We start from the raw sequence: 8806 nt of genomic DNA, 5'->3' as shown, positions 1-8806 counted from the left end.
GCACGATGCCGGCCGACGGCCCGGCCACGGCGCTGCGCACGCTGTCGGAGTTCGACGCGGAAGTGAAGGGCAAGCCGATCAAGCTCGACCAGACCTTCACCAACGCCTTCGTGCAGAAGGCGAACGCCAAGTACAAGTAAAGTCCGCCGGACTTTCCATCAGCGCCCGGTTCCATCCGGGCGCATTGCTTTGGACGATCAATATGACGACGCCCGCGCTTTCGTTCGATCAGATCACCTGTACCTTCATCTCGCCCGACCAGCCGGGCCAGCGCTATACCGCCGTCAAGGACACCACGCTGGAGGTGCAGGCCGGCGAGTTCGTCTCGGTGGTCGGGCCGACCGGCTGCGGCAAATCCACCTTGCTGAACCTGGCGGCTGGGCTGTTGCAGCCGTCGCTGGGGCAGGTGAGGGTGTTCGGCGAGCCGCTGGCCGGCATCAACCGCCGCGCCGGCTACATGTTCCAGGCCGAGGCCCTGATGCCGTGGCGCAGTGCGCTCGACAATGTGCTGGCCGGGCTGGAGTTTCGCGGCACGCCCGACAAGGAGGCGCGCGAGCTGGCCATGTCGTGGCTCACGCGCGTGGGCCTGGCCGGGTTTGAAGACCGCTACCCGCATCAGCTCTCGGGCGGCATGCGCAAGCGCGTGAGCCTGGCGCAGACGCTCGTGCTGGACCCCGACATCATCCTGATGGACGAGCCGTTCTCCGCGCTTGACATCCAGACGCGCCAGTTGATGGAGAACGAGGTGCTGGACCTGTGGGCCGCCAAGCGAAAGGCGGTGCTCTTCATCACGCACGACCTGGACGAGGCCATTGCCATGAGCGATCGCGTGATCGTGCTGTCGGCCGGCCCGGGCACGCACCCGATCGGCGAGTTCGTGATCGACCTGCCGCGCCCGCGCGATGTGGCGGAGATCCGCGACCAAGCCGGCTTTGTCGACCTGCACGCCCGCATCTGGGACGTACTGCGTGAAGAAGTGCTCAAGGGCTATGCACAGCATCGTCGCGTCGCCTGAAACCTGTTCCCGATCCTACTGCGCAGCCCGATCTTGGCCCCGAATTTGCCAAATGCGTGCTCACCGTACCCATGTACGGTTGCGCTTCTCGATCCAACCTCGGGCCGTTCGCTACGGATCGGAAACAGGTTTGAATTCACTCTGAACCCTCTCTCTCATGGCTAATCGTCCGATCTCCCAACTCTCGCTGCGCGCGTGGCAGCTCGGCCTGCTGGTCGTCACGCTGGCTGTCTGGCACTTCGCCACGCGCTCGGAACAGGTCGCGTTCTTCTTTGGCGAACCCTTGATCGTTGCCCAGCGCATCTGGGCGTGGTTTGTGACCGAGGGCGATATCTACCAGCATCTAGCGGTCACGCTGGCTGAGACGGTGCTGGCGTTCGCCATTGGCACGGCCACCGGTCTGGGCGCCGGGTTGTGGCTGGCCCTGAGCCCGGCCGCATCCGCCGTGCTCGATCCGTACATCAAGGCGGCCAACTCGATGCCGCGCGTGATCCTGGCCCCCATCTTCGGCGTGTGGTTCGGCCTCGGCATCTGGTCGAAGGTGGCGCTGGCCGTCACGCTGGTGTTCTTCATCGTGTTCTTCAACGTCTACCAGGGCGTGAAGGAGGTGAGCCCGGTGGTGCTGGCCAATGCGCGCATGCTGGGCGCCTCGCAGCGGCAGCTGCTGCGCTTCGTCTACCTGCCGAGCGCGACGAGCTGGGTGTTCTCATCGCTGCATACGTCGGTGGGCCTGGCCTTCGTGGGCGCGGTGGTGGGCGAGTACCTGGGCTCGGCGCGCGGCGTCGGTTACCTGATCCTGCAAGCGGAGGGCACGTTCGACATCAACACCGTGTTCGCGGGCATTGTCGTGCTGACGGTGTTTGCGCTGGTGCTCGATTGGCTGGTCGGCCTGGCGGAAAAGCGCCTGATGCGCTGGCAGCCCAAGACCGGCGAGACCGAGAAACTCTGACATTGTCGGCGTCACATCGACCCTGCACGGAGCAGGGTCATGCAACTAGACGGTCGGTCTACTACAATGCCACCCATCATGAGCAGGCACCCACAACCCGTCACCGCTGAAGGCACCGAAGCCCGGCACGATACCCGCGACCGCATCCTGGACGCCGGTGCCGAGCTGATCCTCGGGCGCGGCTTCTCGGCCGTCGGGTTGGCGGAGATCCTCGGCCGTGCGCAGGTGCCCAAGGGCTCGTTCTATTACTACTTCGATTCCAAGGAAAACTTCGGCGTCGCTTTGCTGGAGCGGTATTTCCAGGATTACGACGCCGGTGTGGTCAGCCTGTTCAAGGACACGCGCTTGACCGCGCGCGAACGGCTGCTGCGTTACTTCACCGCGTGGATCGACCTGCATCAGCGCAGCGCTTGCGAAGTCACCTGCCTGGCCGTCAAGCTATCGGGCGAGGTGTCGGACCTGTCCGAGCCGATGCGCAAGGTGCTGTCGACCGGGATGACGCGCATGGTCGAGCGGATCACCGCTGCTGTGGAGGCCGGTGTGGCCGATGGCTCGCTGGCGCCGGTGGCTGATGCGCGCGGGCTGGCCGAAGGGTTGTACGCAATGTGGATGGGCGGGGCGCTGCTGGCCAAGGCACACCGTTCCGTGGCGCCGTTTGACGGGTGCCTGGCCCAGACCGAGGTGCTGCTCGCCGCGCCCAAGCATTGATCGAATACGCATCGCCGGCGAGGCACGCGCCTCGCCATTCTTTTGTCCCGGTTATAGACGACCGGTCTAATAGTTGACGTTGCACTCTCTGTCGATAGGAGCCGAGATGACCCAACAACTGCTGTCCCCGATCCAGGTCGGTCACACGACCCTTGCCAACCGTGTCGTGATGGCGCCGCTGACGCGCTCGCGCGCCGGCCAGCCCGGCGATGTGCCGACCGAGCTGAACGTCACCTACTATGCGCAGCGCGCCACTGCCGGCCTGATCGTGACCGAAGCCACGCAGATCTCCAACCAGGGGCAGGGCTATGCCTGGACGCCGGGCATGTACACCGACGCGCAGGAAGCCGGCTGGAAGGCGGTAGTGGATGCCGTGCACGCCAAGGGCGGCCGCATCTCGCAGCAGCTCTGGCATGTGGGCCGCATTTCGCACACGCTGCTGCAGGAGAACGGCCAGGCGCCCGTTGCGCCGTCGGCCATCGTCGCCAAGGGGGCGCAGAGCTTTGTCGTGCAACCCGACGGCACGCCCGCCAACCAGCCGACCAGCGAGCCGCGCGCCCTGGCCACGGAAGAGATCCCCGGCATCATCGCGCAGTACCGCCAGGCCGTGCTCCGCGCGCGCCGCGCCGGTTTCGACTTTGTCGAGATCCACGCCGCCAATGGCTATCTGCTGCACCAGTTCCTGTCGACCAACAGCAACCAGCGCACCGACCTGTACGGCGGCTCGCTCGAGAACCGCGCGCGGCTGATCCTGGAAGTGGTCGATACGGCCATCGCCGAGATCGGCGCCGACCGCGTCGGCATCCGACTGTCGCCGCATTTCGTCGCGCACGATATTGCCGACGCGCAGGCCGAGGAAAGCGCGCTGTACCTGGCGCGTGAACTGACCAAGCGCGGCATCGCCTACCTGCACATCGCCGAGCCGGACTGGGCGGGCGGCCCCGAGCTGTCCGATGCCTTCCGCCGCCAACTGCGCGAGGCGTTCAAGGGCACGCTGATCGTGTGCGGCAAGTACACGGCGGAAGAGGGCGAGCACATGGTCGCCTCGGGTCTGGCCGATGCGGTCGCCTTTGGTCGCCCGTTCATCGCCAACCCGGACCTGGTGGCGCGCTTCCGTGCCAAGGCCGGCCTGAACGAACCGGATCGCTCGACCTTCTACGGCGGTCAGGAAAAGGGCTACACCGACTATCCGACGCTGGAGCAGCTGGCCGCCTGATCGGACGGCTGCCCAACGAAAAAGCCGCGCCGGGTTGCTGCCCGGCGCGGCTTTTTTCATTCAACGCTGACTACGCTTACGGCTGGATCACCACCTTGCCCGTCACCTTGCGGGCCGCCATGTCGAGCAGCGCCTGCGTGGTCTGCTCCAGCGGATAGCGTGCCGAGATATGCGGGCGGATCTTGCCCTCCTGCATCCAGCCGAGCATCTGCATCATGTTGGCCAGGTTCGCCTTCGGCTCGCGCCGTGCGAACTCGCCCCAGAACACGCCCACCAGTGACGCGCCCTTGAGCAGCGCCAGGTTCAGCGGCATCTTCGGGATCTCGCCGTTGGCAAAGCCCACCACCAGGTAGCGGCCGCGCCAGGCAATCGAGCGGAACGCCGGCTCGGCATAGATGCCGCCGACCGGGTCGTAGATCACGTCCGGGCCACGGCCGTCGGTCAGCTCCTTGACGCGCTCGCGCAGGTCTTCGGTCGAGTAGTTGATCAGCGCGTCGGCGCCGTGGTCCTTGCAGACGGCCAGCTTCTCATCGCTCGATGCCGCCGCGATCACGCGCGCCCCGATCGCCTTGCCGATCTCGATGGCCGCCAGCCCGACGCCGCCGGCCGCGCCCAGCACCAGCATGGTCTCGCCGGCCTTCAGTTGCCCGCGATCGACCACCGCGTGGTGCGACGTGCCGTAGGTGAGGGTGAATGCGGCGGCGGTGTCGAACGCCATGCCCGGTGGCATCGGCATCACCACCTTGGCCGAAGCTTTCACCTGCGAGGCAAATGCGCCCTGGCCGATGAAGGCGATCACGTGGTCGCCGGCCTTGACGTGCGACACGCCAACGCCCACCGCATTCACCACGCCCGCCACTTCCGAGCCCGGCGTGAACGGCAGCTCCGGCTTGAACTGGTACTTGTTCTGGATGATCAGCACGTCGGGAAAATTCACCCCGGCGGCTTTCACGTCGATGACGACTTCGCCGGCACTGGGCGACAGATCCGGCAGGGTTTCGATCACCAGCGATTCGGGCGGGCCCCAGGTCTTGCAGACGACGGCTTTCATCTTGTGTCTCCTGATCAATCTTGCGTTGGATTGTTCATCATCTCGCGTGCATTGAGCGCGATTTTGTCTGGCAGTGTAACCGAATAAAAGCACGGTCGTTCGATTTTATCGCGGGCGAGTTTGCTGATGCATTTTGGTGCGTGCAATCGTGCGTGAGCAAGCACGATTCCATCACCACGCTCGGTTACAATCCGCGCCATGCATATTCTTCTTGCCAACGACGACGGCTACCTCGCGCCCGGTCTTGCGGCGCTCTATCGGGCGCTCGCGCCGCTGGGGCGCATCACCGTGGTAGCGCCGGAGCAGAACCACAGCGGCGCCTCCAACTCGCTTACGCTGCAGCGGCCGCTGTCGGTGTTCGAAGCCACCGAGGGCGCGCAGAAGGGCTTCCGCTTCGTCAATGGCACGCCCACGGACTGCGTGCACATCGCCCTGACGGGCATGATCGAGGAGAAGCCCGATCTGGTTGTCTCCGGCATCAACCAGGGCCAGAACATGGGCGAGGACGTGCTGTATTCCGGCACCGTCGCCGCCGCCATCGAGGGCTATCTGTTCGGCATTCCTTCCATCGCCTTCTCGCAGGTCGACAAGGGCTGGACGCACCTGGATGCCGCCGAGCGTGTGGCGCGTGAAGTGGTGGAGCGCTATTTGGCTGATCCGCTCGACGGCTCGGTGCTCCTCAACGTCAACATCCCGAACCTGCCGTATGGCGAACTGGCCGGCTGGCGTGCCACGCGCCTGGGCAAGCGGCACCAGTCGCAGCCAGTGATCCGCCAGGCCAACCCGCGCGGCGAACCCATTTTCTGGGTTGGCGCCGCCGGCGATGCCAAGGACGCCAGCGAGGGCACCGATTTCCATGCGGTCGCCAACGGCTTCGTCTCGCTGACGCCGCTGCAGCTGGACCTGACCGATACGGTGCAGCTGGGCGCCGTGCGTCGCTGGCAGACGCCGTGACGATTGTGGTGGCTCATGTCTGAACGTCCACGCGGCCGCCGCTTTCCATTGACGCTCGATGCGGTGGTCGAGCGCAAGCCGGCCGAGCGTCAGCGCGAGACGCGGATTTCGTCGGGCGTGAGCGCCGTCCCCAAGCCGACGCCCACACGCGCGGAGCGCGCGCCGACGGCGCCCTCAGCTAGCCCGGCGCCACAGCGCGTAGCCGGCGTCGACGCCGCGGTGGGCGCGGTTGCTGCGAGCGCCGTGCAGGCTCGCACGCAGGCCGCACATGCGGCGGCTGGCGGCATGGCGTCGGACCGCGCACGCCAGGCGCTGGTGGCGCGTGTACAGGCGGGCGGTGTGACCGACCCGCGCGTGCTGGCCGCGATTGGTTCGGTGCCGCGTCACCTGTTCGTCGATGCCGGGCTCGCCTCGCAAGCCTACGAAGATTCAGCGCTGCCGATCGGCCATCAGCAGACCATCTCGAAGCCGTCGGTGGTCGGCCGCATGATTGAGCTGCTGTTACGTGATCGGCCGGCGCGTGCGCAGGCGCATCCTTTGGCGCGTGTGCTCGAAATCGGGACCGGCTGCGGCTATCAGGCGGCAGTGCTATCGCAGGTGGCCGATGAGGTTTACTCGATCGAGCGCATCCGGCCGCTGCACGAAAAAGCCAAAGCGAACTTGCGGCCACTTCGTGTGCCAAACATCCGTCTGCACTACGGAGACGGCATGCTGGGGCTGCCCAAGGGCGCGCCGTTCGATGCCATCATCCTGGCCGCCGCCGGGTTGGAGGTGCCGCAGGCGCTGCTCGATCAGCTCACCATCGGTGGTCGTCTGGTCGCGCCGGTGGTGGCCGAGCGTGCCGGCGGATCGGCCCAGCAACTCGTGCTGATCGAGCGCCGCGGCCGCTTCCAGTTTCACAGTACCGCGCTTGAAGGCGTTTTCTTTGTCCCGTTAAAATCAGGAACTGTTTAGCATGTTCACCTCCCGGAGCTCCATGAACCCTCCAAGCCCCGCACGTGCCGGCCGGCTCGCTGTGGCGATGGTGTCGGCCGCATTGTTGGCGGCTTGCGCATCCTCCGGCAATCAGGCCCCCGTCCTCGATCGCACCTCGCGTGCCGGTACCACCGCCACGTCGCAGGAGCCGCCGCCCCCTGGCTATTACCGTGTTAAGCGTGGCGACACGCTGTACAGCATTGCGCTGCGTAACAGTCAGGCCCCGCGCGATCTTGTCGCGTGGAACAACATCACCAATCCGAATCAGATCGAAGTCGATCAATTGATACGCGTGGTGCCGCCAAATGCGGACGTCAGCGCAAACGGTGCCGTGGTCACGCCAGTGCGTCCGGGCAATACGAGCACGCAGCCGGCCGACTCAACGCCTGCCACAACGGCGCCGGTTGCCTCTGCCGGGGCAACCGATGGCAGCATCGTTCTGGCATGGCCGGCGCGTGGTCAGCTGGTCGGCCGCTTCGATGACAAGGTCAACAAGGGCATTGATATTGGCGGCAAGCGCGGTGATCCGGTCACGGCCGCCGACGACGGCAAAGTGATCCACGTCGGACCCTTGCGTGGGTACGGGAATCTTGTCATCATCAAGCACAACGACACGTTCCTGACCGCCTACGGCAACAACGACAAGGTTCTGGTCACCGAGCAATCCACGGTCAAGAAAGGGCAGAAGATCGCTGAAATGGGCAGTACCGATGCGGATCGCGTGAAGCTTCATTTTGAAGTCCGCCGCAACGGCAAGCCGGTCGATCCGATGCGCTTCCTGCCGCCTCAATAGAGGAATGCATGCCGCGCCAGAAAGCCGCCACGCCCGCCGCCACCCCCGTCGATGACACCGTCGACGCTGCAGATGGCCAGAGCGCCCCGAACGGGCGCAGCGGGCGGCGTGCGCGCGGCGCAGCGCAGTCCCCGGCAGAAGACATCGAAATTGCCGACACCCTGGTCGACGATGTGGTGGTTTCCGAGCCGGCCGACAATGGCGATGCATCCGACAGCAACGATGAGCCGGATGAGGATGAGGAAGACGCCGAGGAGGCCGAGGAGGCCGCACCCGAGGAAGACTTCCGCAAGGTGTTGCAGGCGGAACTGGCCGCCGACACCGTTCAGCATTATCTCAACCGCATCAGCATCAAGCCGCTGCTGACGCCGGCCGAGGAGCTGCATTACTCCACGCAGGCCAAGGCCGGCGAGTTTGCCGCGCGGCAGGTGATGATCGAGCGCAACCTGCGTCTGGTCGTCAGCATTGCCAAGGGATATCTCAATCGCGGCGTACCGCTGCTGGACCTGATCGAAGAGGGCAACCTCGGCCTGATGCACGCGATCGAGAAATTCGATCCGGAGCGCGGTTTCCGTTTCTCGACCTACGCCACATGGTGGATCCGCCAGAGCATCGAGCGCGCCATCATGAACCAGGCGCGCACGGTTCGTCTGCCGGTGCACGTGATCCGCGAGCTCAACCAGGTGCTGCGCGCCAAGCGCCATCTGGAGAAAAGCGGCGTCGACGGCCGCGACGCCAGCCTGGAAGACATCGCCCACCTGCTCGGCAAGACCACGGAAGAGGTGCAGGACGTGCTCTCGCTCAACGAGCACACGACCTCGCTCGATACGCCGTTCGACCTGGACCCGGGCACCAGCCTGCTCGATTTCCTCTCGGACGAGCATGGCGCCTCGCCGGACCAGGAAGTCGCGCACCGCGAGTTGTCGCAGCTGATGAAGTCGTGGCTGGCGCGGCTGTCCGACAAGCATCGTTACGTGGTCGAGCGCCGCTTCGGCCTGAACCACATCGAGCCCGCCACGCTGGAAGAGCTGGCCGCCGAGATGGGCCTGACGCGCGAACGCGTGCGCCAGATCCAGCAGGAAGCGCTGGTCAAGCTCAAGCGGCATTTCGCCTCGCAGGGCGTACGCAAGGACGCGGTGCTGTAA

At 65.6% G+C, this 8806-nt stretch carries 9 protein-coding genes and 1 pseudogene; 9 read left to right on the top strand and 1 reads right to left on the bottom strand.

Annotated features, from left to right (window positions below):
* The 5 genes and pseudogenes from QZ609_RS10605 to QZ609_RS10585 form a co-directional block, all read left to right on the top strand.
* A pseudogene (locus QZ609_RS10605) lies at positions 1-140 on the top strand (ABC transporter substrate-binding protein); the annotation flags it as partial.
* A gap of 62 nt (positions 141-202) precedes the next feature.
* Positions 203-1015, top strand: a complete 813-nt coding sequence (locus tag QZ609_RS10600) for an ABC transporter ATP-binding protein (RefSeq protein WP_295494087.1) — start codon at positions 203-205, stop codon at positions 1013-1015.
* 157 nt (positions 1016-1172) lie between these two features.
* Positions 1173-1964 (top strand): ABC transporter permease, encoded by a 792-nt coding sequence (locus tag QZ609_RS10595; RefSeq protein ID WP_295494085.1) that lies wholly within the window; start codon positions 1173-1175, stop codon positions 1962-1964.
* A 78-nt stretch (positions 1965-2042) separates the two neighbouring features.
* Positions 2043-2672 (top strand): TetR/AcrR family transcriptional regulator, encoded by a 630-nt coding sequence (locus QZ609_RS10590; RefSeq protein WP_295494083.1) that lies wholly within the window; start codon positions 2043-2045, stop codon positions 2670-2672.
* A gap of 106 nt (positions 2673-2778) precedes the next feature.
* Positions 2779-3888 (top strand): alkene reductase, encoded by a 1110-nt coding sequence (locus tag QZ609_RS10585; RefSeq protein ID WP_295494081.1) that lies wholly within the window; start codon positions 2779-2781, stop codon positions 3886-3888.
* Between the two features lie 76 nt (positions 3889-3964).
* Here the strand turns inward: QZ609_RS10585 and QZ609_RS10580 are convergent, their stop codons facing one another.
* Entirely contained in the window at positions 3965-4939 is a 975-nt protein-coding gene (locus QZ609_RS10580; protein ID WP_295494079.1) for an NADPH:quinone oxidoreductase family protein, read from the bottom strand.
* Positions 4940-5137: 198 nt separating this feature from the next.
* Here QZ609_RS10580 and surE point away from each other — a divergent pair, with 198 nt between their 5' ends.
* The 4 genes from surE to rpoS are packed head-to-tail and all read left to right on the top strand — an operon-like array spanning position 5138 to position 8806.
* Positions 5138-5893 carry a 5'/3'-nucleotidase SurE gene (surE, locus tag QZ609_RS10575; protein ID WP_295494077.1) on the top strand — a complete coding sequence of 252 codons (756 nt, stop codon included), beginning with the start codon at positions 5138-5140 and terminating at the stop codon, positions 5891-5893.
* A gap of 15 nt (positions 5894-5908) precedes the next feature.
* Positions 5909-6847: a protein-L-isoaspartate(D-aspartate) O-methyltransferase gene (locus tag QZ609_RS10570; protein WP_295494075.1), complete on the top strand. Its 939-nt coding sequence runs from the start codon at positions 5909-5911 to the stop codon at positions 6845-6847.
* 1 nt (position 6848) lies between these two features.
* Positions 6849-7661 (top strand): peptidoglycan DD-metalloendopeptidase family protein, encoded by an 813-nt coding sequence (locus QZ609_RS10565; protein ID WP_295494073.1) that lies wholly within the window; start codon positions 6849-6851, stop codon positions 7659-7661.
* Between the two features lie 8 nt (positions 7662-7669).
* Positions 7670-8806, top strand: coding sequence for an RNA polymerase sigma factor RpoS (gene rpoS / locus QZ609_RS10560; protein ID WP_295494071.1), 1137 nt, complete (start codon positions 7670-7672; stop codon positions 8804-8806).

The organism is uncultured Ralstonia sp., from assembly GCA_913056305.1.
In the GTDB taxonomy this organism is placed as follows: Bacteria; Pseudomonadota; Gammaproteobacteria; order Burkholderiales; family Burkholderiaceae; genus Ralstonia.
The sequence above is the reverse complement of the archived record's forward strand: the minus strand, read 5'-3'. Positions and strand labels throughout refer to the sequence as shown.

Bases quoted from the DNA above. Each gene is read 5' to 3' on its own strand.
- QZ609_RS10600 (WP_295494087.1), top strand. From the start codon at position 203: ATGACGACGCCCGCGCTTTCGTTCGATCAGATCACCTGTACCTTCATC.
- QZ609_RS10595 (WP_295494085.1), top strand. From the start codon at position 1,173: ATGGCTAATCGTCCGATCTCCCAACTCTCGCTGCGCGCGTGGCAGCTC.
- QZ609_RS10590 (WP_295494083.1), top strand. From the start codon at position 2,043: ATGAGCAGGCACCCACAACCCGTCACCGCTGAAGGCACCGAAGCCCGG.
- QZ609_RS10585 (WP_295494081.1), top strand. From the start codon at position 2,779: ATGACCCAACAACTGCTGTCCCCGATCCAGGTCGGTCACACGACCCTT.
- QZ609_RS10580 (WP_295494079.1), bottom strand. From the start codon at position 4,939: ATGAAAGCCGTCGTCTGCAAGACCTGGGGCCCGCCCGAATCGCTGGTG.
- surE (WP_295494077.1), top strand. From the start codon at position 5,138: ATGCATATTCTTCTTGCCAACGACGACGGCTACCTCGCGCCCGGTCTT.
- QZ609_RS10570 (WP_295494075.1), top strand. From the start codon at position 5,909: ATGTCTGAACGTCCACGCGGCCGCCGCTTTCCATTGACGCTCGATGCG.
- QZ609_RS10565 (WP_295494073.1), top strand. From the start codon at position 6,849: ATGTTCACCTCCCGGAGCTCCATGAACCCTCCAAGCCCCGCACGTGCC.
- rpoS (WP_295494071.1), top strand. From the start codon at position 7,670: ATGCCGCGCCAGAAAGCCGCCACGCCCGCCGCCACCCCCGTCGATGAC.